At 72.5% G+C, this 23808-nt stretch carries 26 protein-coding genes; 13 read left to right on the forward strand and 13 right to left on the reverse strand.

Annotated elements, in window-relative coordinates:
• From ACR9ZG_RS09275 to ACR9ZG_RS09295, 5 genes are all read left to right on the forward strand, one after another.
• Positions 1–1144 (forward strand): PucR family transcriptional regulator (locus ACR9ZG_RS09275; protein ID WP_481284540.1); only part of this gene is annotated, 1144 nt, incomplete at its 5' end.
• A gap of 89 nt (positions 1145–1233) precedes the next feature.
• Entirely contained in the window at positions 1234–2154 is a 921-nt protein-coding gene (locus ACR9ZG_RS09280; protein WP_481284541.1) for an ACP S-malonyltransferase, read from the forward strand.
• A 12-nt stretch (positions 2155–2166) separates the two neighbouring features.
• Entirely contained in the window at positions 2167–3171 is a 1005-nt protein-coding gene (locus tag ACR9ZG_RS09285; protein ID WP_481284542.1) for a beta-ketoacyl-ACP synthase III, read from the forward strand.
• A 55-nt stretch (positions 3172–3226) separates the two neighbouring features.
• Complete coding sequence (locus tag ACR9ZG_RS09290; RefSeq protein ID WP_021765217.1) at positions 3227–3478, forward strand: acyl carrier protein; 252 nt, start codon at positions 3227–3229, stop codon at positions 3476–3478.
• A 326-nt stretch (positions 3479–3804) separates the two neighbouring features.
• Entirely contained in the window at positions 3805–5364 is a 1560-nt protein-coding gene (locus ACR9ZG_RS09295; protein ID WP_481284543.1) for a hypothetical protein, read from the forward strand.
• Positions 5365–5485: 121 nt separating this feature from the next.
• Here the strand turns inward: ACR9ZG_RS09295 and mgrA are convergent, their stop codons facing one another.
• Positions 5486–6526, reverse strand: coding sequence for an L-glyceraldehyde 3-phosphate reductase (gene mgrA / locus ACR9ZG_RS09300; protein ID WP_481284544.1), 1041 nt, complete (start codon positions 6524–6526; stop codon positions 5486–5488).
• Between the two features lie 110 nt (positions 6527–6636).
• Here mgrA and ACR9ZG_RS09305 point away from each other — a divergent pair, with 110 nt between their 5' ends.
• Positions 6637–6891, forward strand: coding sequence for a hypothetical protein (locus ACR9ZG_RS09305; RefSeq protein WP_481284545.1), 255 nt, complete (start codon positions 6637–6639; stop codon positions 6889–6891).
• A gap of 91 nt (positions 6892–6982) precedes the next feature.
• Here the strand turns inward: ACR9ZG_RS09305 and ACR9ZG_RS09310 are convergent, their stop codons facing one another.
• The 3 genes from ACR9ZG_RS09310 to ACR9ZG_RS09320 form a co-directional block, all read right to left on the reverse strand.
• Positions 6983–7141: a hypothetical protein gene (locus ACR9ZG_RS09310; protein ID WP_301209692.1), complete on the reverse strand. Its 159-nt coding sequence runs from the start codon at positions 7139–7141 to the stop codon at positions 6983–6985.
• A gap of 39 nt (positions 7142–7180) precedes the next feature.
• Complete coding sequence (locus ACR9ZG_RS09315; protein WP_481284546.1) at positions 7181–7447, reverse strand: DUF1049 domain-containing protein; 267 nt, start codon at positions 7445–7447, stop codon at positions 7181–7183.
• Positions 7448–7639: 192 nt separating this feature from the next.
• On the reverse strand, positions 7640–7819 hold the full coding sequence (locus ACR9ZG_RS09320) for a hypothetical protein (RefSeq protein WP_481284547.1): 180 nt from the start codon (positions 7817–7819) through the stop codon (positions 7640–7642).
• Positions 7820–7851: 32 nt separating this feature from the next.
• Here ACR9ZG_RS09320 and ACR9ZG_RS09325 point away from each other — a divergent pair, with 32 nt between their 5' ends.
• Positions 7852–8076: a PspC domain-containing protein gene (locus ACR9ZG_RS09325; RefSeq protein ID WP_481284548.1), complete on the forward strand. Its 225-nt coding sequence runs from the start codon at positions 7852–7854 to the stop codon at positions 8074–8076.
• Between the two features lie 30 nt (positions 8077–8106).
• Positions 8107–8391: an FtsX-like permease family protein gene (locus tag ACR9ZG_RS09330; RefSeq protein WP_481284549.1), complete on the forward strand. Its 285-nt coding sequence runs from the start codon at positions 8107–8109 to the stop codon at positions 8389–8391.
• A 36-nt stretch (positions 8392–8427) separates the two neighbouring features.
• On the opposite strand, the gene ACR9ZG_RS09335 is transcribed toward ACR9ZG_RS09330, so the two are convergent.
• On the reverse strand, positions 8428–9084 hold the full coding sequence (locus tag ACR9ZG_RS09335) for a LysE family translocator (RefSeq protein WP_481284550.1): 657 nt from the start codon (positions 9082–9084) through the stop codon (positions 8428–8430).
• Between the two features lie 98 nt (positions 9085–9182).
• Between ACR9ZG_RS09335 and ACR9ZG_RS09340 the strand changes: the two genes are divergently transcribed.
• Both ACR9ZG_RS09340 and ACR9ZG_RS09345 read left to right on the forward strand, forming a co-directional pair.
• Complete coding sequence (locus ACR9ZG_RS09340) at positions 9183–9653, forward strand: Lrp/AsnC family transcriptional regulator (RefSeq protein WP_481284551.1); 471 nt, start codon at positions 9183–9185, stop codon at positions 9651–9653.
• A complete protein-coding gene (locus tag ACR9ZG_RS09345) occupies positions 9650–10282 on the forward strand; it encodes a LysE family translocator (RefSeq protein ID WP_481284552.1) in 633 nt (210 codons plus the stop codon). Before ACR9ZG_RS09340 ends, ACR9ZG_RS09345 begins: the two co-directional genes overlap by 4 nt.
• An 81-nt stretch (positions 10283–10363) precedes the next feature.
• On the opposite strand, the gene ACR9ZG_RS09350 is transcribed toward ACR9ZG_RS09345, so the two are convergent.
• Positions 10364–11311: a helix-turn-helix domain-containing protein gene (locus tag ACR9ZG_RS09350; protein WP_481284553.1), complete on the reverse strand. Its 948-nt coding sequence runs from the start codon at positions 11309–11311 to the stop codon at positions 10364–10366.
• A 114-nt stretch (positions 11312–11425) separates the two neighbouring features.
• Between ACR9ZG_RS09350 and ACR9ZG_RS09355 the strand changes: the two genes are divergently transcribed.
• The 3 genes from ACR9ZG_RS09355 to ACR9ZG_RS09365 are packed head-to-tail and all read left to right on the forward strand — an operon-like array spanning position 11426 to position 17074.
• On the forward strand, positions 11426–12898 hold the full coding sequence (locus ACR9ZG_RS09355; RefSeq protein WP_481284554.1) for a DUF3375 domain-containing protein: 1473 nt from the start codon (positions 11426–11428) through the stop codon (positions 12896–12898).
• Entirely contained in the window at positions 12891–13721 is an 831-nt protein-coding gene (locus tag ACR9ZG_RS09360) for a DUF4194 domain-containing protein (RefSeq protein WP_481284555.1), read from the forward strand. Before ACR9ZG_RS09355 ends, ACR9ZG_RS09360 begins: the two co-directional genes overlap by 8 nt.
• Complete coding sequence (locus tag ACR9ZG_RS09365; protein WP_481284556.1) at positions 13718–17074, forward strand: ATP-binding protein; 3357 nt, start codon at positions 13718–13720, stop codon at positions 17072–17074. The genes ACR9ZG_RS09360 and ACR9ZG_RS09365 overlap by 4 nt, the downstream gene beginning before the upstream one ends.
• A gap of 45 nt (positions 17075–17119) precedes the next feature.
• Here the strand turns inward: ACR9ZG_RS09365 and ACR9ZG_RS09370 are convergent, their stop codons facing one another.
• The 7 genes from ACR9ZG_RS09370 to ACR9ZG_RS09400 all read right to left on the reverse strand — a co-directional run bounded on the left by ACR9ZG_RS09370 (position 17120) and on the right by ACR9ZG_RS09400 (position 23483).
• The gene (locus tag ACR9ZG_RS09370) at positions 17120–17821 is read right to left on the reverse strand and encodes a type 1 glutamine amidotransferase domain-containing protein (RefSeq protein WP_481284557.1); all 702 of its coding nucleotides are present in this window, start codon (positions 17819–17821) and stop codon (positions 17120–17122) included.
• A 116-nt stretch (positions 17822–17937) separates the two neighbouring features.
• Positions 17938–18807, reverse strand: coding sequence for a LysR family transcriptional regulator (locus ACR9ZG_RS09375; protein WP_481284558.1), 870 nt, complete (start codon positions 18805–18807; stop codon positions 17938–17940).
• Between the two features lie 87 nt (positions 18808–18894).
• On the reverse strand, positions 18895–20328 hold the full coding sequence (locus ACR9ZG_RS09380) for an MFS transporter (RefSeq protein WP_481284559.1): 1434 nt from the start codon (positions 20326–20328) through the stop codon (positions 18895–18897).
• A 76-nt stretch (positions 20329–20404) separates the two neighbouring features.
• Positions 20405–20968, reverse strand: a complete 564-nt coding sequence (locus ACR9ZG_RS09385) for a TetR/AcrR family transcriptional regulator (RefSeq protein ID WP_481284560.1) — start codon at positions 20966–20968, stop codon at positions 20405–20407.
• Positions 20969–21027: 59 nt separating this feature from the next.
• Entirely contained in the window at positions 21028–21663 is a 636-nt protein-coding gene (locus ACR9ZG_RS09390; protein WP_481284563.1) for an alpha/beta hydrolase, read from the reverse strand.
• A gap of 141 nt (positions 21664–21804) precedes the next feature.
• Positions 21805–22215: a YciI family protein gene (locus ACR9ZG_RS09395; protein WP_481284561.1), complete on the reverse strand. Its 411-nt coding sequence runs from the start codon at positions 22213–22215 to the stop codon at positions 21805–21807.
• Positions 22212–23483: an RNA polymerase sigma factor gene (locus ACR9ZG_RS09400; protein WP_481284562.1), complete on the reverse strand. Its 1272-nt coding sequence runs from the start codon at positions 23481–23483 to the stop codon at positions 22212–22214. Before ACR9ZG_RS09400 ends, ACR9ZG_RS09395 begins: the two co-directional genes overlap by 4 nt.
• Positions 23484–23808 lie beyond the last annotated feature (325 nt).

The raw sequence follows: 23808 nt of genomic DNA on the forward strand, positions 1-23808 counted from the left end.
CCCCCCCACGACCACGCTCAAGAAGCTCGAGGACACGCTCCCCTGGTACCGCGACATGCCGCCCGGCCGCCGCAGTGCGGTCGGGCTGGTCGCGCAGGCCGGCATCTCGTCGTTCATCTCGTGGTTCGACGACCCGCGCTCGACGCCCTGGATCGCGGCCGACGTCTTCGGCGCGGCTCCCCGTGAGCTGCTGCGCAGCGTCAGCCTGCAGCAGACCCTCCAGCTGATCAAGATCACCGTGGAGGTGGTCGAGGAGCGCGTCAAGAACGGCGGCGGCGAGCAGCTGCGGGAGGCCATCCTCCTGTACTCGCGCGAGATCGCGTTCGCCGCGGCCGACGTGTACGCGCGCGCCGCCGAGGCCAGGGGCCTGTGGGACGCCCGCCTGGAGGCGCTGGTCGTCGACAGCATCCTGACCGGCGAGTACGACGACGAGCTGCCGAGCCGGATCGCCGCGCTCGGCTGGCACGGGCACGGCGAGGTGAGCGTCCTCGTCGGCACCGCGCCCAAGCTCCTCGACGTCGACCAGCTGCGCCGCACGGCCAGGCACATGTCGGCGGACGTGCTCATCGGCGTGCAGGGCAGCCGGCTCGTGCTCGTCATCGGGCGCGCCTTCCCGAGCGCCGACGCACCGGAGGAGGCGATCGGCGCGGCCCCGGTGGTCGGCTTCATGGAGATCGCGCAGCAGCTGGAGCCGGGCTTCGGCTCCGGTCACCTGGTGCTCGGCCACGAGGTGCCCAGCCTGGTCGACGCCTCCAAAAGCGCGAAGGCGGCCCTCGCCGGCTTCGCGGTGGCGAAGGCGTGGCGCAACTGCCCGCGCCCGGTGCACGCCGACGACCTGCTCCCCGAGCGGGCGCTCGCGGGCGACGGCCTGGCCAGAGCGACGCTGATCAGCCGCATCTACCGGCCGCTGCAGGCGTACTCGACCGAGCTGCTGACCACGCTCTGGTGCTACCTCGACAACGGCCGGTCGCTGGAGGCCACGGCCCGAGAGCTGTTCGTGCACCCCAACACGGTGCGCTACCGGCTCAAGCGCGTCTCCGAGGTGATCGGCTGGGACGCGACCGGCGCACGCGAGGCCCTCATCCTCCAGGCGGCGCTCATCGTGGGCTCGATCAGCGAGCCGGAGCCGCAGCGGCGAAGCTGACCCGCTTGTAGACCTCCACAGTCATTCCCGACACAACTTCGTATGACATCGACACCTCCGCGCGGCGGAAGATTGGCAGACTGGAACCCGTGATCGTCATCGTATGCCCGGGGCAGGGCTCCCAGACCCCCGGCTTCCTCGACCCCTGGCTCACCGAGTCGACGTTCCGCGATCAGCTCACCGGCATCTCTGATGCGGTCGGCATCGACCTCGTCGCGCACGGCACGGTCAGCGACGCCGACACCATCCGCGACACCGCGGTGGCCCAGCCGCTCATCGTCTCGGCGGGCCTCCTCACGCTGTCGGCGCTGTTCGCCGACGGCCGCCGCGACCGCGTCGGCGGCATCGCCGGGCACTCGGTGGGCGAGCTGACCGCGGCCGCGGGCGCCGGCGTGCTCTCCGAGACCGACGCCGTCGCCTTCGTGCGCGAGCGCGGCGCCGCCATGGCGCGGGCCGCGGCCGAGACGCCGACCGGCATGAGCGCCGTCATCGGCGCCGACGAGGCGGAGCTGCTCGCCCGCCTCGACGAGCTGGGCCTCTCCCCCGCCAACTACAACGGTGGCGGGCAGATCGTGGTCGCCGGCGCGCTCGACGCGCTGGCCCAGCTGGCAGACAACCCGCCGGCCCGCGCGCGGGTGATCCCGCTGCAGGTCGCCGGCGCGTTCCACACCCGCTACATGGCGTCGGCGGTCCCGGTGCTGGAGGGCTTCGCCTCCACCCTGAGCACGCAGGACCCGACCCTTCCGCTCTGGACCAACAAGGACGGCTCGCTGGTGAGCGACGGGGCGGAGTTCCTCCGCCTCCTCGTCGGCCAGGTGTCGTCGCCCGTCCGCTGGGATCTGACGATGCAGTCGTTCCAGGAGGCCGGGGTCACCGGGATCATCGAGGTCGCGCCCGCCGGTGCGCTGGTCGGCCTCGCCAAGCGCGGCCTGAAGGGCGTGCCGAGCGTCGCCATCAAGACGCCGGACGACCTGCCCGCCGCCTTCGACCTCATCGACCAGGCCGCCTAGGAGATCCACCGCATGAGCCACCCCACCCTCCAGCAGTCCCACGGGCCGCAGTACACCCGCATCCTCTCGATCGGCGCCGCCCGCGGCGACCTGGTCGTGCCGAACGACGACCTCGTCGGGCCGATCAACTCCTCCGACGAGTGGATCCGTCAGCGCACCGGCATCGTGACCCGCACCCGCGCCAGCCACGACCTGCTCGCCGTCGACCTCGCGACCGAGGCATCGCGCGAGGCGATCGAGAAGTCGGGCGTCGACCCCGCGCTCATCGACGCGGTCATCGTCGCGACGATCTCGAACGCGCGGCAGACGCCGTCGCTGGCCGCCGTCCTCGCCGACCGCGTCGGCGCGAACCCGGCCGCGGCCTACGACATGAACGCGGCCTGCGCCGGGTACACCTACGCGGTGGCCCAGGCGGATGCGCTCATCCGCACCGGCGTCGCGCACTACGCGCTCGTCGTCGGCGCCGAGAAGCTCTCCGACGTCGTCGACCCCACCGACCGCACCATCTCGTTCCTGCTGGGCGACGGCGCCGGCGCGGTCGTCATCGGCCCGAGCGAGTACCCCGGCATCGCCAAGACCATCTGGGGCTCCGACGGCTCCAAGGCCGACGCGGTCGGGATGGACGGGACCCTCACCGAGTTCCGCGACGGCGAGAAGCCGTGGCCGACGCTCCGGCAGGAGGGCCAGACGGTCTTCCGCTGGGCCGTGTGGGAGATGGCGAAGGTCGCCAAGCAGGCGCTGGACGCCGCCGGCGTCGCCCCGGAGCAGCTCGCGGCCTTCATCCCCCACCAGGCCAACATGCGGATCGTGGACGAGTTCGCCAAGCAGCTCAAGCTGCCGGAGACCGTCGCGATCGCCCGCGACATCGAGACGACGGGCAACACCTCCGCCGCCTCCATCCCCCTGGCGACCCACCGCCTGCTCCAGGAGAACCCGGAGCTCTCGGGCGGTCTGGCGCTCCAGATCGGCTTCGGCGCCGGGCTCGTCTTCGGCGCCCAGGTCGTCGTCCTCCCCTAGGGCCTGCCCTAGACTGATCAGCGGTCACAACGACACCCCTCAAGGAGATATCACCATGGCATTGTCCACCGAAGAAGTCCTCGCCGGCCTGGCCGAGCTCATCAACGACGAGACCGGCATCGCGACCGACACGGTCGAGCTGGACAAGTCGTTCACCGACGACCTCGACATCGACTCCATCTCGATGATGACCATCGTGGTCAACGCCGAGGACAAGTTCGACGTCAAGATCCCCGACGAGGAGGTCAAGAACCTCAAGACCGTCGGCGACGCCGTCGAGTTCATCGTCAAGGCGCAGGACGCCTAGGACCGCGCAGGATTCTTCCCCGCGCGGGGGGGCGGGGGGGGCCCCCCGCGCGGGGGCCCCCCCGGCGGGGGGGGGGGGGGGGGGCCCCCGGCCCCCCCCCCCCCCCCCCCGGGGACCCGGTTGAGGCGCGCCCGGCGGGCGCCCGGCCCTCGCCGCCCATCCTGCCCGGTGCCACCGCACCGGCCCGCGGCGTACCGTGCCCCTCAGACGGCGCTTCCCTGCGCCGCCTCTGAGGACGTATACCGGCCGTCCAGCGGCCGCCCGGCTTCGCCTGGTTGGCTGCTGAGCGTTCCCTTCCGTTCACCGACGAGTCCGAGGCTGTGACCATGACCGTTCTGACCGGACAGGCCCGGCGCACCCGCGCCGAGCCGCTGGCGGCGGTCCGCCCGTGGACCATCGCGGTCGCATTCGGGCTCGTCGCGGCGGTGGTGTGCGCGGCCGGCAGCTGGATCCCGTCGCTCTGGGGCGACGAGGCCGCCACCCTTCTCTCGGCGAAGCGCCCGCTGGCCAGCCTCGCCCGCATGCTCGCCCACGTCGATGCGGTGCACGGCGTCTACTACCTCGGCATGCACGGTTGGATCCGCGTCGCCGGTGAGAGCCCGTTCGCGCTGCGGCTCCCCAGCGCGGTCGCGGTCGGCGCCGCCGTCGCGGCCGTGACGCTGCTCGCGGGCCGGCGCGGCGGGCCGAGCGCCGCGATCGTGGCGGGCGTCGTCGCGACCGTGCTCCCGCGGCTGACCTATGCGGGGGAGGAGGCGCGCTCCTACGCCTTCTCGGCCGCGGCCGCCGCCTGGCTGACCCTCCTCCTGCTGTGGCTGCTCGATGGCGGCGGTCGCCGCGCCTCGCCGCGGCGACGTCGCCTGGCCTGGGTGCTCTACGGGGCCGGGCTCGCGGCGGGGTCGTACGTGTTCCTGTACTTCGCGTCGATCGTGCTCGCCCACGCCGCGATCGTGCTGCTCGCGCGCGCCTCCCGGCCGGCGCTGCGGGCGTGGGCGGTGTCCACCGCGGCGGCCCTGCTCGCGGTGAGCCCGCTGATCGTGCTGGCCTTCCTGGAACGCCGGCAGATCCGCTACCTCGGCCAGCAGTCGCTCGACTACTCGACTCTGCTGTGGGCGCCCTGGTTCTGGACGCCGTGGTTCGCCGTGCTCGCCTGGGCGCTCATCCTGGCGGCCGCGCTCGCCGTGTGGCGGGCGTGGCGGATCCGGCGGCGGGAGGGCGTGGTCGCGCCGGTGTCCGCGACCACCGTCGCCCTGTGCGTGCTGCTGCTGCCGACGGGCGGCCTGGTGCTCGCCGACCTCGTGTTCCCGTTGTACGCGGCCCGGTACTCCACGTTCGCCGCGCCGTTCGCCGCGCTCGCGATGGCGAAGGGCGTGCTGGTCGTCGCGCGGAGGCTCGGCCGCGCCTCCCCCCGGCGGGCACTCGTCGCCACGGCGGCGATCACCGTCGTCGTGGTCGCGGCCTGCGCGCCGGTCTACGTCCTGCAGCGCGGTCCGTACGCCAAGAACGACAGCGATTGGGCGGAGGTGAGCGCCGCCGTCGCCGCGCACGCCCAGCCCGGCGACGCCGTCGTCTTCGACGAGCGGGCACGCCCGTCGCAGCGTCCGCGGCTCGCGATGCGCACGTACCCGAGCGGGTTCGCGGAGGTGCGCGACGTGACCCTCCGGGTCCCGTACGACCGCAACACCGGCTGGGCCGACCGGGCGTACTCGGTGCCGGCCGCGGCCGCGCACGGGCGCTTCGACGGGGTGCGCCGGGTGTGGCTGCTCGAGCTCGTCATCGACGGCGAGCAGCACACCTACGGGCTGGACGACCTCGAGGACCTGGGCTTCCAGCCGACGGGGGTCCGCGTCTCCACCCACCGCACCGTGCTCATCGAGCTCGCCCGCTAGCCCGCACCCACGCTTCCGCCCGCCCCGCCGAGTCGTGACATCTGGTCACTTCTCGCCGCGTGAACCCGCAACGACTCACGACTCGGCAGGGGCAGGGAAGCAGGGGAGGCGGGAGGGAGGCTCAGACCTCGCCGCGGCGGGCACCCGCCCACAGGTCGACGCCCGCGTCGACCGCGTGCTCGTCGATCGCCGCCAGCTCCTCGTCGCTGAAGTCGAGGTTGCCCAGCGCGGCGACGTTCTGCTCCAGCTGCTCGACGCGGCTCGCGCCGATCACCAGCGAGGTCACGCGGCGGTCGCGCAGCGCCCACGCCAGCGCGAGCTGTGCGAGCGACTGGCCGCGCGCGGCGGCGATGTCGTTGAGCGCCCGCAGGTGGCCGACCGCCTCGTCCGTCAGCCAGTCGCTGTCGAGCGAGGTGCCCTTCGACGCGCGCGACCCCTCGGGGATGCCGTTCAGGTACTTGTCCGTGAGCATCCCCTGGGCCAGGGCGGTGAAGGCGATGACCCCGACGCCGAGCTCGTCGACGGTGTCGAGCAGCCCCTCCGTCTCGATCCAGCGGTTGAGCATCGAGTACGACGGCTGGTGGATGAGCAGGGGCGTGCCGAGGTCGCGCAGGATCTCGGCGGCGCGACGGGTCTCCTCCGGCCCGTACGACGAGATGCCGACGTACAGCGCCTTGCCGCTGCGGACCGCCGTGTCGAGCGCCTGCATCGTCTCCTCCAGCGGGGTGGAGGGGTCGGGCCGGTGCGAGTAGAAGATGTCGACGTAGTCGAGCCCGAGCCGCTGCAGCGACTGGTCGAGCGACGCGAGCATGTACTTGCGGCTGCCGCCGCCCTGGCCGTACGGGCCGGGCCACATGTCCCAGCCGGCCTTGGACGAGACGACGATCTCGTCGCGGTACGGCGCGAGGTCCTCCGCGAGGATGCGGCCGAAGTTGATCTCGGCCGAGCCGTAGGGCGGGCCGTAGTTGTTGGCGAGGTCGAAGTGCGTGATGCCGAGGTCGAAGGCGCGGCGCACGATCGCGCGCTGCGTCTCGAACGGACGGTCGTCGCCGAAGTTGTGCCAGAGCCCGAGCGACAGCGCCGGGAGGTCGAGACCGCTGCGGCCGGTGCGCCGGTACTGCATGTCGTCGTAGCGGGAGGGGTCGGGAACGTAGGAGGCCATGTCTCCAGAGGTACCGCCCCGCGCCCGGGATGTCCAATGGATCGCCCGTGGCGCAGCACATCGGGCGTCAACCCCTAGCGGGTGACGTCGCGACGGCGTCGAATGGCGACATGACAGACGAACTCACTCCCAGCGACGACGAGCGCAGCGACGACGAGCGCGACGATCTCCAGCGCCCCGGCGACACGCCGACCGGCGACCCCGTCCCCGACGGGTCGCTCCCCGACGAGCCGGACGCCACCCAGCCGCCGAGCGGCGTGGAGCCGTGGGGCGCGCCCGCGCCCTCCGACACCCCGGTCGAGCACGAGGACACCGCGGCCGGCCAGGAGCCGGGCGGCGGCCCGCTCGATCGCGAGCAGCCCTGAGCGCGATACCGCACGCACACGCGACGGGGGCGCCCCGGCCGGAGCCGGAGGCGCCCGCTTCGTCGCGAGCCCCGCGGAGCGGGGGCGGAGGCTAGCTCCGGCTGGCCCCCCGTCGCAGCCAGCCGACGATCAGCGTGATGACGAAGAACACGATGCCGAGGATGGCGAGCCACAGCAGGCCTTTGATGGCGAATCCGAGGATCGCGAGGATGGCCCAGATGACGAGCAGGATCACGATGAGAGCAATCATGGTTCCAACGAACTCCGCCGGGCCGCTCCCGTCAACCTGTCAGCGCCGAGCGCGCTCGCGCCGGGCCGCGCGGTTGCGGGCCAGCATCCAGCCGACGACGGCGCCGATCAGGAACACCACGACCACGAGCGCCCACGTCGGCATCGCGACCTGACCCCAGAGGACGAACACCGTCGCCCGGTCACCGCCGACCAGGTTCTGGATCGCCACGACCACCAGGAGCAGCACCAGCACGATCGCGAGCCACTTGCGCTTGAGGAAGCGCACGAACCCGTTCTCGCCCGTTCCCGTCTCAGTCCCCGTCATACCGCCCAGTATGGCGGTTGGCGCCGCTCCGGCCGAGATCCTGCGGTCTAGACCGGCCTTCTTGCCGGCGGTTGACGGGTCCCGCAAAGAGGGGGCATCGCGGGTGGACTGGACTGGCTAGGGTGGATAAATCTCATATATATGAGGAAACAAAGGAAATTTGAGTGAAGAATGAGCTTTTGTTGAAAGCGTTCATACCCTGTACGGCGGGTGGCAGTTCGGTGCATCGTGGCCGGTAACCAGCAGCATCAGCCCTGGATACTCGTCGACGTACAGCTCCTGGGACGTCCACCATTGGCTCTTCTTCAAGAACGACAGCGGTGGCAGGGCGAAGGGATCCAGCGGCGTCACGTCCGGCAGCAACGTCTGCATCTGATCCCTAGCGATTCAGCGGACACATCATCGTGAGTTCCAGACTGCAACGCCCTCAGCGAGGTCGATACATCTTCGGCGTGTGTGTTGGGCTGGCCAAATGGATCGGCTGGGACGTCGGCGTCGTGCGCTTCCTCTTCCTGGTCGCGCTTTTCGTTCTCGTCGGACTGCCGATCCTCATCTACTTCGTTCTTTGGTTCGTCATTCCCGGGGAACCGCTGACGGATGTCTCATCACCGGAAGACGAACTCGACTAATCACAGGGGGAACTGTGACCACACGCAAGAATGGTGCGACGTCGAGATTTCGGGCGGAGAAGAGCTCTCGGTGCTCGTCGAAAGTTCATCGTGCTGCTCATCGCCTTGCAAAGCTGTCTCACCTCGCTCTTAGGTGCCGTCCTCGGCATGGTCGCCTCAACGGCCGTGTTGCAACTCATGCGATCGCCTGCACCGCCGGTGTACTTCTCGATCGCCGTCTGCGTACTCCTCATAGCGGCAGCTGTCGTAGCGAGTGTTCCCCCGTCGCTCATTGCGGCAAACAGGGATCCCGCGGCTGAGCTGCGGGTTCCGTAGTCGGCGCGTCTCCCAGCGTCGGGGACGTCTCCTGCCTCAGATGATGGAGAGTGCTCCGGCCGCGGGCGGGCCGATGACTTCCGCCACCCGCTCCGCGAGCAGCGCGAGCCCGATCCCGAGCATTGCGATGCCCGCCGCCTTCGTCACGAGGACCGCCGCGCGCGGCCGGGAGCGGAGGATGCGCTTGGCGAGCAGCGCCACGATCGAATACACGACCGCGCAGTTGATCAAGTGGATGGCGCCCAGCCCGAACATCTGCAGCGTCGGCGGCAGGGCGTGCGGGGTGGTGAACTGGGGGAGGAGCGCGAGCAGCAGCAGGAGGCCCTTCGGGTTGATCCCGCTCACGCCGGCGCCGCGCAGGAATCGCCGCAGCGGCACGCCGTCGATGGTGGCGTCGCCCGCGGTGATGGGCCCGGCGCGGCTGGCCAGCGTGCGGATGCCGAGCCAGATCAGGTAGGCGCCGCCGATGACCGTCAGCGCGGCGAGCGCCCCCGGCACCTTCGTCACGAGCGTGCCGACACCCAGCGCCACCGCCGAGACGACGAGGGCGTAGCCGGCGAGCATCCCGAGGATGGAGGGGGCCACGTTCCTGGTCTGGATGCCGGCCGCGATGGCGTAGGCCCAGTCGGCGCCTGGGGTGAGTGCCAGCAGCAGGGCGATGGTCCAGAACTGGGCGACGAGGGCGAGATCCACGGCACGGCCTCCTTTCGCGCAAGAAGCTACGCGAAAGCCGGCTGAATGTGCTCCCGATATTCACCGCGAACCGCCGATTCGATGGAAGAATCGCCTGCATGGATGCACTCGACCGGGAGATCCTTGCGCAGCTCCAGTCCGATGGCCGTCTGACGGTCACCGACCTCGCCGCTCGCATCGGCCTCAGCCTCTCCGCCTGCCACCGCCGGGTGCGCGAGCTCGAGCGCGACGGCGCCATCGTCGGCTACCGCGCGGTGCTCTCGCCCGAGGCGGTCGGGCTGGGCTTCGAGGCCGTCGTCTTCGCGACGATCGGCCGCACCGACCTCGAGACGATCGAGGCGTTCGAGGAGGCCGTGGTCGCCATCCCCGAGATCGTGGCCGCCGAGCGGCTCTTCGGCGACCCGGACTACATGCTGCGGGTGCTGACGACCGACCTGGCCGCCTATCAGCGCCTCTACGACCACACCCTCGGCCGCCTCCCCGGGGTCCAGCGGCTCACGTCCACGCTCGTCATGAAGCGGCTGAAGGCCGAAGGGGCGGTGCCGGTCGCGGCATACTTGTCCGCATGACCGTCGCCAGCCTCCTCGCCTTCGCCGGCCTCTGCCTCGTGCTCGCGCTCACCCCGGGCCCCGACACGTTCCTGGTGCTGCGCTTCAGCCTGTCGCGGCAGGGCGCCGGGCTCTCGGCGGCGGCGGGGACGGCCCTGGGCTCGATCGTCTGGTCCGTCGCGGTGGCGTTCGGCCTGGCCGCACTGCTGGAGCAGTCGGCGGAGGTGTACCGCGTCCTCAAGATCGTCGGCGGGCTGTACCTCGTCTACCTCGGCGTCGCGGCCTTCGTCGCGAGCCGCAGACGCCGGGCGGCCGCCGGGCTCGAGGTGGAGGTGCGCCGCACCTCCCTGCGCTCCGGCTTCCTCGCGGGGATGCTGTCGACCATGACGAACCCGAAGGTCGGCCTGTTCTTCCTGGCCGTGGCGCCGCAGTTCGTGCCGCACGACGGCTCCACCATCCCGAGCACGCTGCTGCTCGGCGTGATCGTAGCGGTGGTCGGATCGGCGTATCTCGTGGGCGTCGCGCTGCTCGCCGGTCGCGCGGTCGCGTGGCTGAAGCGTCCCGCGGTCACGACCTGGCTGGAGCGCATCTCGGCGGGCGTCCTCACCGCGCTCGGCGTCGGGACGATCGCCCTCAGCGCGGAGTCCTGACCCCGCCGGGCATGACGCCCGGACCCGCCTGCACGCAGGTGGACGCGCGTTCTACGGTGCGGCGGGTCGATACGCATCCGCCTACCGATGCAACGTCTCCCGCGGGTTCTCCCCGAACTGCTCCCTGTACGACTGCGCGAACCGCGGCGCGTGGACGAAGCCGCACTGTGCTGCGATCGCCGTGACGGTCGCACCGGTCGTGGGGTCGGCGGCGAGGAGTGCGTTCCGGGCGGCCTCCAGGCGCAGCAGGCGGAGGTGGTGCAGGGGGCTGTGGCCCAGCAGCCGGCGGAAGGAGTCCTGCAGTCCGCGGGGCGAGAGCCGGGCCGCTGCGGCGACGTCGCCCACGGTGACGCGGTCCGTCACGTGCTCCTCCATGAAGGCGATGGCCCGCCGCACCGAGGCCGGCAGCGGGGTCCTGCCCGCCGCTGCCGGCTCCAGCGCCAGGGACGAGTTCGGGAAGACCGCCAGCATGGTCGCGATCAGCTGGCGTGCGGTCGCGTCCCAGACCAGGTCGTTGTGCAGCAGTTCGGGATGCGCGGCGACGACTTCGCGGGCGGTGCGCTCCACCGACCGCCACAGCGTCTCGTGGGCGGAGGTGAGCGGGTTCGCGCCGGTGAAGGCGACGGGAGGCGCCGTCGGGTCGAGCGCGTCGCGCACGTACCGGTCGACCGCCGACCGGTCGATGCGGACGGTGTGGGCGCGGTGCGAGTCCGTCCAGGTCGCCTCCAGCGGGTGCGGCGGGACGAGGACGACCCGGTCCGCGTCGAGCGGTTCGCCGTCGGAGGCGATGCGGACCGACCCGGCGTACACGTCGCCCACCAGGTAGAAGGTGTTGGCGTCCGAGCGGCCGCGTCCGTTCCCCGTCCACTCCGTCGACGCCAGCACCACGGTCGCGTCGCCTGTCTCGACCGCCGCGGCCCGGAAGCGCTGGGTGTCGTCCGTGCCGATCTCGACGTTGGAGAACGCGGGCGCCAGCGCCTCCACGGCCTCGTCCGCCCGCGTCGCTGCCCACGCCAGGCTGTACTGCATGTGATCACCCTCCGGTCGGCCGATCGCGATCGCCGTCACCGGGGTCCGGGGTGACGCCTCGATGCTACGACCACGGCGGCGGGAGGAGAAGGGGCGAGCGGTTATCGTGAACTCATGACGAATACGCGCGCGGAGGCGGCGTACGTGCGCTCCGTGAACGCGTTCAAGACCCCCACCCTGCATCTGCTCCACCGGCGCTCGGCGCCGTTCGTGGTGGCCGTGCTGTCCCTGCTGTTCACCGCCGACCGGCCGGCGGTCGCCGTCGCCGACGCGCACGCCGAGCTGGGCGAGGTGCTCGACGAGCTGCGGGCGGCGGGCTACGACGAGGACGAGCGGAGGCTGCCCTCCGGCTCCGCGCGCGACATCTGCCGCGAGTGGGTGCGGGCGGGCTGGCTGCTGCCGCAGATCGAGGGCGACACCGAGGTCTACCGGCTGTCGGCGCACGCGGTGGGCGCGCTCGAGATCACCGGGCGCACCGGCGGTGGCCGTGCCCGCGTCTCCAACTCGCGCGTCCGCACCCTGCTGGAGGCCGTGGAGCGGCTCGCGGGCGACGCCGAGGTCGACCCCGCGCGGCGGCTCGCCCGGTTGCGGCTGGAGCGCGACGCCCTCGACGCCGAGATCGCGCGGCTCGAGGAGGGGCACGCCGAGCCGGCCGACGACGAGGAGCTGCTCGAGGAGGCCGAGAACATCCTCCACCTCGCCAGGGAGCTGCCGGCCGACTTCACCCGGGTGGCCGAGTCGATCAAGGCGATGCAGCGCGACGTGGTCGCCGACCTGCGCCGCGACGTCCGCCCGACCGGCGAGGTGCTGCGCGAGTACCTGGAGCGCGGGCAGCACGTCATGCAGGCGACGCCGGAGGGCCGCGCCTTCGCCGGCGCGCTGCGCCTGATCGGCGACCCCGAACGCATCGACGCCCTCACCGAGCAGCTGCACGACCTGCTCGCGCTGCCCTTCTCGCGCCTCATGGACGCCGCGCAGCGCGACGAGCTGCAGGCGGTCGCGCGGCGGATCGAGCTCGGCGTGCAGGAGGTGCTGACCGCGCAGCGCCGCGCCTCCCACGTCATCACCGGGCAGGTGAAGACGCACGACCCCGTGCGCGACCGGCAGGTCGACGAGCTGCTGCGCGACGTCATCTCGGGGCTGCAGGCCTGGACCAGCGCGTCGTCTCCGGAGGCGCCGGTGCCGCCGGTGCGCAGCCTCCCGAACGCCGGGATCCGCCACCTGCGGCAGTCGGTCAGCGACCTGCGCTCGCCCGGCCGTCCCGCTCCGCTCGCCGCCGACCAGACGGATGTGGAGTTCGTCGACGCCGACACCCGCGCGTGGGGCGGTCCGCGCTACGCCGAGCTGGAGGCGTACGTGGCGGGGCTCGGCGACGAGTTCGACCTCGGTGACGCGTTCGAGGGCGCCGCGGACGAGACCCGCCGCCCGGTCGACCTGCTCGGGCTGCTCGAGATCGCCCACCGCAACGGGATGAGCGAGAGCGACCGGGTGTCTGTCGTCGAGGCCCTGCGGCCCGACGGCACGACCAGACGATTCGCGTTCGGCGCGGTGACCGCGCGCACGGCAAGGGAGCACGACCATGACTGACACCGCGACGCTGCGCGACGGCGAGGAACTGCGCGAGGGCGAGGAACTGCGCGACGGCGAGGACGCGGGCCTGCGTGAGGACGCGCCCTTCATCGAGCCCGTCGCGATGGAGGACGACCCCGACGAGCTCTTCCCCGGCGACCGGGGCGTGCTCGACCCGGAGGTCCGGCGCGTGCTGGTGCACCTGCTGCAGCGCCGGTTCCTCACCGCCGAGCGCAACCGGCAGGAGTGGACCGTGCTGCTCGACCACCAGCAGGTGATCGAGTCGCGGCTGAACGACCTCTACGTGCGGCTGGTCATCGACCACGGCCGCGGGCTGGCCTACAAGCAGCAGGTGCGCTCCGACGAGGTCGAGGTGCCGATCCTGCTGCGCGACGTGCCGTACACGCGGTCCGAGACGCTTGTGCTCGTCCACCTCCGCACCGTGTACCAGCGGGAGTCGGCGGCCGGCGAGCCGTCGGTGCGCGTCGACGTCGAGGACATCGAGCAGACCGTGCTCAGCTACTTCGCCGACGGTGACGGCGGCACCTCCCGCCGGCAGAAGGCCGTCCGCAAGGCCGTCGAGCGTCTCGCCCGCGACGGCATCATCACCGAGGAGTCGGTCGGCCGCTACCGCATCAGCCCGCTGGTGGAGGTCGTGCTGAGCGCCGAGCGGCTGCTGGAGCTGCGCGAGTGGCTGCGCGCGCAGGCCGTCGACGACGGGGACGGCGAGGAGGCCGCCGACACCGACGACGCCGACGACGCCGACACCGACGACACCGACACCGACGCCGACGACACCGACGACGACACCGCCGCCATCGAGGAGGACGCCGCACTGTGACGATGCTCGACACGCTCTTCGGGCTTATCCCCGCCGCCTCCCGGGGCCAGCAGTGGCTCGCCGAGGACCTGCAGCTGGTGAACTGGGGAGGCTACGACGGCGCCCACCGCGTGCGCTTCTCGCCCGGCGCCACGCTGCTCTGCGGCGGCTCCGGCTCCGGCAAGTCCACCCTGATGGACGCGTACATCGCGCTCATGATGCCGCACACCACGCCGTTCAACGGCGCCTCCAACGGCGGCGTGACCGGGCGCCCGCGCGGGGAGGAGCAGCGCAACATCCTCTCCTACGGCCGCGGCAAGCTCGACGAGACCCGCACCGAGGAGGGCACGAAGGTGCGGGTGCTGCGCGGCGACGGCGAGGACACCTGGACCGCCGTGGCGATGACCTGGCTCGACCACGACGGCTCGCGGTTCACCGCGGTCCGGGGGTGGTACATCCCGGCGGGCGCGCGGATCCTCGAGGACACGGTCCGGGTGCGGGCGACCGTCGACGGACCGCTCGACCTCGGCTCGCTGCAGGAGGCGGCGGCGCAGCGCTTCACGGACGCGTCGCTGCGCTCGCTCGGGCTCGACCCGGTCGGAACCGACCGCGAGTTCTCGGCCCGGCTGCACGCGGTGCTCGGGATCGGCGCCGCCGGTGCGGGGGCGAAGGCCATGAGCCTGCTCGCGCGCATCCAGGCCGGGCAGCAGATCACCACGGTGGACGACCTCTACAAGCGGCTGGTGCTGGAGGAGCCGGAGACGATGGCGACCGCCGACGCCGTGGTCGCCCACTTCGACGAGCTGGAGGGCACCCGGCTGCGCATGCTGGAGGCCAAGCAGCAGGTCGCGGCGCTGGAACCGATCCGCGGGCTGCGGGAGCGGATGGCGGCGGCGGCCGAGCGCATGCGGCTGATCGACGAGCTCGGCGTGCTCGCCGACCCGGCGTCGCTGGTGTCGCTCTGGCGTGCGCGACGCCGGCTGGAGCTGCTGCGGGCCGTCGAGACCGAGGTCAAAGACCGCACGCGCGCCCTCGACCACGCCCTGCGCGAGAAGACCGCGCTGGCGGAGGCGGCCGACGCCGAGCGGGAGGGGCTCGCCGACGTGCTGCGGGCCTCCGGCGGCGACCGGCTGGAGACCGCCCAGCGCGATCTGCGCGCCGCCGAGGCCCGCCTGGCCGCCGTGCGGCAGAACCGTGAACGGCTCGACGACGACCTCCGCGTGCTCGGCGCCGACGTCGCCACCCGCGCCGACTTCGACCGGCTCGTCGCCTCGGCGACGGCCGGCCGTGCTGACGCCGACGCGCGCCGCTCGGTGCTCGCCGCGTACACCGAGGCGGTGGCCGCCCAGCGCGCCGCCGAGGCCGAGGTGAAGGAGCTCGAGGACGACCGCCGCAGCGCCGAGCTGCACACCGGCAGCATCCCCCGCCGGCTGCACGAGTCGCGGCTGCTGCTGGCCGAGGCGGCCGGTCTCTCGCCGGACGAGCTGCCGTTCGTCGGCGAGCTGGTGGAGGTGCGGACCGAGTTCGAGCCGTGGCGCGAGGCGTTCAACCTCGCGCTCGGCGGCTTCGCGACGACGCTGCTGATCGACGCGGCCCACCTCGGCCGCTTCCGTGCCGCCATCGACACGGTGCACACCCCGGAGCGGCTGCGGTACGAAGGCGTCCACGCCGGTCTCGAGGCCGGAGGCGCGAGCGACCCGGTGACCCTGCCCGGCCGCCTGGACTACCGGGAGTCGCCGTTCACCGGCTGGCTGCGGCAGCGGCTGGAGGAGCGGTTCGGCTTCGTCTGCGTCGATGACGCCGCCGACCTCTCCCTCCACCGCATGGCGGTGACGATCAGCGGGCAGGTGTCGCAGGGCAGCCGTGGCGCGCACGGCGGCCACGGCCGGCTCAACGTGCTCGGATTCTCCAGCGGGCGCCGGCTGCGCGAGCTGGACGAGCAGCTCGATCGCGCGCGCACGAGGCTGGCGGCGGCGGAGGACGCACTGGCCGGCGCCGACACCGCCTACGCCGCCTTCGAGGACCGCCGCGCGGTGTACGGCAGGCTCGCGGAGCTGACCTGGGAGCAGGTCGACGTCGACGCGGTCGCCCGCGAGCGCGACCGCTGGGCGGCCCTGGAGGCGGAGGTCACCGGCAGCAACCCCGAGATCGCGCGCCTGAAGGAGCGCATCGCCGAGCTGCGGGCGAAGGCCGCCGAGCTGCAGAACCAGGTCGGCCGCGACCAGGGCGAGCGCGACCGGCTGGAGCAGCAGTGGGCCGCCGTGTCGGACGACGTCGATGCGGCCCAGTCGATCATCGACGCGGCCGACGACGCGGACCGCGCGCTGACCGCCGGCCAGGCCGCCTACCTCGACGAGCGCTTCACCCTCGACGGCGCGCCGGAGTCGCTCGGCGCGTCCGGCCTCCTGACCCGGTTCGACGCCGCGCTGGGGATGGCGGCGCAGCGCCTGGCCGAGGACAGCCGGTCGGCGCGCGACGCCTACGAGGACCTCCGCGACGGCATGGCCAGGGTGATGCGCACCTTCCTCGACCGCTGGGAGAACCCGAACCTGCTGGCCGACCCCGACACCTCCGTGGACGACTTCGAGCGCATCCTCGTCGCCCTCGAGACCAGCGGCCTGCACGAGCTGGAGGAGGAGTGGCGGGGCAGCCTCCTGAAGCTCTCCGGCAACGACCTCACCAACCTCGACTCGACCCTGTCGCGGTCGCTGCGCGAGATCCGCGAGCGCATCGAGCCGATCAACCGGATCATGCAGGATCTGCCGTTCTACGACGACGACCACCGGCTGCAGATCGCCACGCGCGAGAACCAGTCGGACGCGCGCAAGCGGTTCCGCCGCGAGCTGCGCGAGGTGCGCGCCCTCATCGAGGCGGCGTCGAGCGAGGAGGAGCGCGAGACGGCCTACCGCCGGATGTCCCGGCTGATCGGCCACCTGCGCCGCTCCGCCCCCGACTTCGCCGAGCTGGTCGACGTGCGCAACCACGTGCGGGTCAGCGCGGAGCGGGTGGAGGCGACCACCAAGCAGCACGTGGCGCTCTACGACCACATCGGCGAGAAGTCGGGGGGCGAGTCCCAGGAGCTGATCGCCTTCATCGTGGGCGCGGCCCTGCGCTATCAGCTCGGCGACGCCGGCGCGGAGCGCCCCCGCTACGCCCCGGTCTTCATGGACGAGGCGCTCATCAAGGCGGACGCGCACTTCACCAAGCGGGCCATCGGCGCGTGGCGGGGCCTCGGCTTCCAGCTGGTCATCGGCGCCCCGAACGACAAGTACAGCGCGATCGAGCCGCACGTCGACGTCGAGTACACGATCCTGAAGGACACCCGCGGCCGTTCGTGGGCGAAGCCGAAGGTGGGGGTGGCGGAGGAGGCGTGAGCCGTCGCCTTCTCACGCCACCGCCCCTTCACGCGACTGCCCGGCTCAGGCGCCCAGCGCCTCGATGACCGCCTTCGCGACCGCATCGCTGGACTGCGGGTTCTGACCGGTGATGAGGTTGCCGTCGCGCACGACGTGCGAGGTCCAGGGTGCGCCGTCCTCCACCACCGCGCCCCGCTCGCGCAGGGTGCTCGCGACGAGCCACGGCGTGTTCTCGCCGAGGCCGCCGGTTAGCTCCTCCTCGTCGCTGAACACGGTGAGCCGGCGACCGGCGAAGGCGAACCCGCCGTCCGCGTCGACCGCGCTGAGCAGGCCGGCGGGGCCGTGGCAGAACGGCGCGATCAGGGTGCCCGCCGCGTCGGCCGCCGTCAGGATCGCGCCGAGGTCCGCGTCGTGCGCGAGGTCGGCCATCGGCCCGTGACCGCCCGGCAGGACGACGGCGTCGTATGCGGCGACGTCCACCGCGTCCAGGGCGACGGGATGCGTCAGCTGCTCGTCGATCGCGGTCAGGTAGCCGCGGAGGTCGTCGACCTTCGCCGCGTCGCCGACGATCTCCACGGTCAACGAGCCCGGGTCGACCGTGGGGACGCGTCCGCCTGGCGTCGCGATGGTGATGCGGTGCCCGGCGGCCGTGAGGTCGCGGTGGGCGACGACGAGCTCCTCCGCCCAGAACCCGGTCGGGTGGGCGGAGCCGTCGGAGAGCGTGAGGGAGTCGGCCGCGGTCACGACCATGAGGATGTTCGACATCGGTGAAGTCCTTTCGACGTCGACCATCGTTCTCCGATCGGTCCGCGCGGGCTCATCGGGGCGCCGATGCCGGCCATCGGCGGATCGAGGGCCCGCGTCCCCGGCGGTCCGCCGGGTCAGCGGATCAGCCGGCGCAGCTCGTCGGCCACGGCGCCGATCGCGGCGTTGCTCTGCGCCTCCCGCCCACGGGTAGCCAGGTAGAGCGTGTTGAGGGGAGGGACCTCCGGCTCGTCGAGCCTGACGAGGGTCCCGTCCGCGAGGTCGCCGGCCACGAGATAGGTCGGCAGGACCGACATCCCGATGCCGGTCAGCAGGGCGTCGCGGATGCCTCGCAGGTCGGGGATGACCGCGATCGTCGGCAGCGCGGTCGGTGGCCGGTCGAAGATGCTGCGCCAGTAGCGGCGGATGATGGGCAGCTCCTCGGCGTACGCGACGAGGGGGATGCCGTCGAGGTCGCCGCCCTGCCAGCGCGGTGCGGCCACCAGCGCGAACTCCTCGTCGTAGAAGGGCGTCGCCGAGATCCCGCGGCGGCGGGGAGGGACCGCGCTGACGACGACGTCGACCGCTCCCGCCGTCAGGCCCTCCAGCAGGTCGTCCGCGAGCCCGAAGACCAGCCGGACCGGCGCGTTCGCCGCCTCGATCACCCGCGCGAGGTGGGGGACCACCATGATCGAGAGGATCTCGGCCGCGCCGCCGATGTGGACGGGGCGCGGCTGGGTCGAGGCCCGGCCGGCCAGCGCGGCGGCATCCTCCAGCGCATCGACGTGATCGGCGACCTCCCGCGCCAGCTCGACGCCCTTCGCCGTCGGGGAGACACCCGTCCGGCCGCGCTCGAACACCGGGAACCCCAGCAGCGCCTCGAGCGCCTGGATGTGCGCCGAGACGGTCGCCTGCGACATCCCGAGCAGCTGGGCCGCGCGGGTCAACGACCCGGTCCGGAAGACGGTCACGAACGTGCGCAGGTGATCGAGGCTGGCGCTCGGCATAGCGTCACTGTAGCGAGCCGGAGGCCGGGGGACGCGACAGCGCCCGGACGGTCTCCCGTCCGGGCGCTGCCCGCCGAGGGGCGGAGGTCACCGTCGCGAGGGGAGCGCCGCGGTGACGACGGCGGCCACGATCGCGATCGCCGCGCCGCCCAGGAACAGCCACGAGAACCCGCCCGTGACCGCCTCCGGCGCCGGCACGCCGGCCGACAGCAGCGAGTCGGTGCGGACCGTCGCGACGGTCGCCAGGACGGCCAGCCCGAGGGCGCCGCCGATCTGCTGGCTGGTGTTGACCAGACCGCCGGCGAGGCCGGCCTCCCCGCCGTCGACGCCGTCGACCGCGAGCTGGGTGGTGGTGACGAACGCGCCGCCCAGGCCGATGCCGATCAGGAGGCTGGGGCCGAGCAGCTGGGTCACGAACTGCGCGTCCGCCGGCGCGGCCGCCAGCCAGACCAGGCCGCCCGCGAGCAGGACGAGGGACCCGATCAGCGTCGCCTTCGCGCCGATCCTTCCGATGATCGCGGGGGCGACGCCCGCGACCACGACCAGCGCCCCGGCGAGCGGCAGCTGCGTGAGGCCGGTGGTGAGCGCGTCGTAGTGGAGGACGGACTGCATGTAGACCGACAGGGCGAAGAAGAGGGCCACCATCGCCGCGCCGACGAGCAGCATGACGACGTTGCCGACGGTCAGGCTGCGGTTGCGGAACACCGCGAGCGGCACGAGCGGCTCGGCCGTGCGGCGCTCGATGACGACGAAGACGGCGCCCAGGACGAGCGCGGCGGCGGCGAGCCCGATGGTCAGCGGGTTCAGGAAGCCGAGCTGCTCCACCGCCGAGAGTGCGCCGACCGCCGCGACCAGTGCCGCGGTGATGGTGACCGCGCCGGGCAGGTCGAGCTTTCCCCGCGCACCGGCGCGGTCGCGGGTGACGAGCAGCGGGATGGCGATCAGCACCAGCGCGCCGACCGGGACGTTCACGAAGAAGACCGACTGCCAGCCGAGCGCCGCCGTGAGCACGCCGCCGAGAAGGACACCCGCCGCCGAGCCGATGCCGGCGACGCCGCCCCAGACGCCGAGCGCCCTGGTGCGCTCGCGCGTGTCGGGGAAGAGGTGGGTGAGGAGGGCGAGGGCGGCCGGAGCGAGGAGGGCGGCCGAGGCGCCCTGCACGGCGCGGGCGGTGAGCAGCATCCCGCTCGATGCGGAGAAGCCGGCGAGGGCGGAGGCGGCGACGAACCCTGCGACACCGAGGAGGAACACCCTGCGGTGCCCGTAGCGGTCGGCGAGGCGGCCGCCGAGGAGCAGCAGTCCGCCGAACGCCAGCACGTAGGCGGTGATCACCCAGGCCAGCGCGGCGGTGTCCATCCGCAGCTGCTCGCCGAGGACGGGCAGGGCGATGTTGACGATGGAGGCGTCGAGGACGACGAGGAACTGGGCGAGCGCGAGCACGCTCAGCGCGACCCAGCGGCGGGAGCTGCGTGGGGCTGCTGCCGCGGAGCCGGTGGTGCTCTGGAGGGTGGAGGTGGTCACGGTGTTCTTCCTTTCGAGAGAGTGTTCAATCACTCACTGGTGGAGCGAGCGGTGCGGAGGCGTGGAGCGGTGTCGATCATCCGGGGTGGCGGATCCCGTGCGACAGCAGGTGCGCCCAGTCCGCGTCGACGTCGTCGACGCGCGCGGTCACGATGAGATGGCAGAGCTGGCCGAAGGCCATGAACCGCTGCACGCTCTCGTCGGACGCACCGCTCCGCTGGGCGGCGAAGCGGGTGACCTCCGCCAGTCCTGCACGCAGGGCGGCCCCGATCTCGGGGATGTCGGCGATCGACTGGGCGTGGACCTGGAGCATCAGGAGGGTGCGGTCGCGGATCAGGTCCGCGTACGCCCCGCCCATCGCATCCAGGATGCCGTCCGGGCTCTGGTCGGCGGAGGCGTCGGCGCCCTGACGCAGCGCCTCGAGGACCCGCTGGTAGCAGAGCTCGAGGGCGACGACGAACAGCGACTCCTTGGAGGGGAACAGCTTGAACACGTAGGCGGGGGAGATCTGTGCCTCCCCGGCCACGTTCGCGACCGTCGTGCTGTGGTAGCCGCCCCGTGCGAATTCTCGCAGCGCGGCCTCGGCGACCATGGGGCGGCGCTCCTCGGCCGTGGAGAGGATTCCGGTGCGTGATGTCATGAGAGTGACTGTACACTCACTCACCAGCAGACGTCAACGACGAGCCGCGAATCGCCCGTTCAGCCGAGGAACCCCACCAGCGCGTCCGTGATCCCCGCGCGGGCCGTCGCGTCGTCGATCGTGGCGGGGTCGTCGCCGGACTGCGGCCCGTAGTCGCCGAACTGCGCGTGGTTCATCCCCGGGATCTCCACCAGTCGGGCGTCGGCCGGCAGCAGGTGGCGGGCGGCCGCGATCTTCTCCGGGGTGCTGAGCCCGTCCTGCTCCCCGCCGATCGAGAGCACCCGCAGCGATGTCGAGCTGACGTCGTTCGCGCAGTAGGAGCCGAACAGGATGAGCCCATCCACCTCGGGGTCGTCCGCGAGCTGGCAGGCGCGCACGCCGCCGAGCGAATGGCCGCCGACGTACCAGTCCGTCACCTCCGGCGCGTGGGCCGTGAAGGTGCTGAGCGGCCGCTGGTCGAAGAAGGCGAGGTTGAGCGTCGGCTTGGTGACGACGACGGTGAGACCCGCCTCCTCCACCGCGCCCGAGAGCTTGTACAGGTACGCGTACGGGTCGACGAGCGCGCCGGGGATGAAGACCAGTCCGGTTCCCGAGGCGCCCTCGGTCGGCTCCATGACGACGGCGTCGCCGGCATCGTGGATCTGGACGGCGGGGTTCCGCCACGCCTGCAGCGCGGCGGCGCGGTCGCCCATCATCGGCGTCGACGCCCAGGCGAGGAACCCGACGACGATGAGCGCGACGACCACGACCGCCGCGATGACCACGTTCCTGACGACGCGAAGCACCAGCCGGACTCCCTTCACCGCCGCCAGCCTACGCGATCGTCAGCAGGCTGACTACCGCTGCTGGGCGGTGGCACTCCGTGCGCGGATCGTCGCTTCGAACAGCTCGTTCGAGCGGACCGCGTCCATGAGCGGCAGCACGAGGACCTTCCCGTACCGGGCGCAGGGGTGCCGGGAGGCGATCTCCACGGCGGCGTCCACGTCGTCGGCGTTGATGAGGTCGAAGCCCGCGAACCACTCCTTGAACTCCGCGAACGGGCCGTCGGTGACGTGCACCTGTCCGGTGCGCTTCGCGACCATCCGCGCGTCGGTCGCCTCCGTGAGGCGCTCGCCGATGATGAGGGCGCCGCTCGACTCGCCGGCGGCGACCCAATCCGCGATGTCGTCGTCCGCCTCGCTCCACGGCTCGCCGTCTGGCGCCGTCATGTAGAGCAGCAGGTACTGGTTGCCGGTCGTGTCCGTCATTTCCGTTCTCCTTCTTCTGGTTCTTCTGTGGGGGATGCTTCTCCGCCGGAGGGGGAGAGCCGTTCGGCCTGGATGGCGAGCCACCGGCGCTCCGCGTCGTTGCCGGCGCGGTCGCGGGCCTCCGCGTACGCGTCGCGGGCGGCGTCGAGCGCGCCCACTCGTTCCAGCAGGGCCGCCTTGACCGCGGGGACGCGGTGGCTTCCGGCCAGCCGGACGTCGCTCTCCAGGTCGGCGAGCTCGGCGAGACCCGCGAGCGGACCGTCCGCCATGCCGACCGCGACGACCCGGCCGAGCCGCGGGCCCGGCCCGGGGTCGATGCGGACGAGGGCGTCGTAGAGCGCGAGGATCTGCCGCCAGTCGGTCGTCTCGGCGTCCGCAGCGGAGGCGTGCACGGCGGCGATCGCCGCCTGGAGCACGAGCGGCGTCGCCGGTCCGGCGGCGAGCGCTGTCGCGGCGAACCGCCGGCCCTCGGCGAGCTCGCGCGCGTCCCACCGGCTCCTGTCCTGATCGGGCAGCGGGATGAGCGTCCCGTCGGCGGCCGAGCGGGCGCCGGTGCGGGCGTCGGTCAGCAGCATGAGCGCGAGCAGCGCCATCGTCTCGGTGTCGGCAGGGAGGGCCGCGTGCAGCAGCCGGGTGAGCCGGATCGACTCCCTCACGACGTCGGCGTGCACGGCCGATCCGCCGTCACCGGGTGCGTAGCCCTCGTTGAACATCAGGTAGAGCGCGGTGCGGACGGCCGCGGACCGCTCGACGACCTCGTTCCTGCCCGGGAGGCCGAACCTCCGCCCGGCGTCGTCGATGGCGCGCTTCGCGCGGGTGATGCGCTGGGCCATCGTCGCCTCGCTCACGTAGAAGGCGGCGGCGATCCTGGCCGTGCTGATCCCGCAGACCGCGCGCAGCGTCAGCGCGACCTGGGCGGGAGGCTGCAGGGCCGGGTGGCAGCACAGCACGAGGAGGGCGAGGGAGTCGTCCGTGTCGCGCACCTCGGTGCCGGGCAGGTCGAGCGCTGCTTCGCGCTCCTCCCGCGCTCGGCGTGCCACGTTGGACCGGACCGCGTCGATGTAGCGCCGGCGCGCGGTCGTCATGAGCCAGCCGCGCACGTCGCGCGGCCGTCCCTCCCTGGACCAGGTGACGGACGCCTCGAGCAGCGCCTCCTGCACCGCGTCCTCGCAGTCGGCGAAGTCGCCGTACCGCGAGACGAGCGCGGCGGTGACGAGCGGGATCACGGCGCGGACGTTCGCGTCGATGATCGTCTCGTCCGGTGTCATGTGCCTCGCCCCTCCCGATCTCGGATCTCACCCCACGGTCGGAGCCGCTGCACGGATCTCGACATGACGGCGGTCCGGATGTCGAGACGGCCGCGACGGCGCCGACCTCTGGTGGTCAGCGTCGCACGTTTCGGTGTGCCGCGCCGGATGAGAGGAGACGACCATGGAGGACATTCAGGAGGCGCTGGAGCGGACCGCCGACGAGGAGACCATCCGCCGCCTCCGCGCGGAGCTGCGCGCGGCGCGCCGCGCCGGCTTCGAGGTGGTCGACCTGCGGACGGCGCGCACGCGCATCGAGATCTTCGACGTGGCGGCGATCGTATAC

The organism is Leifsonia sp. KNZ12-8B (assembly GCF_056755495.1).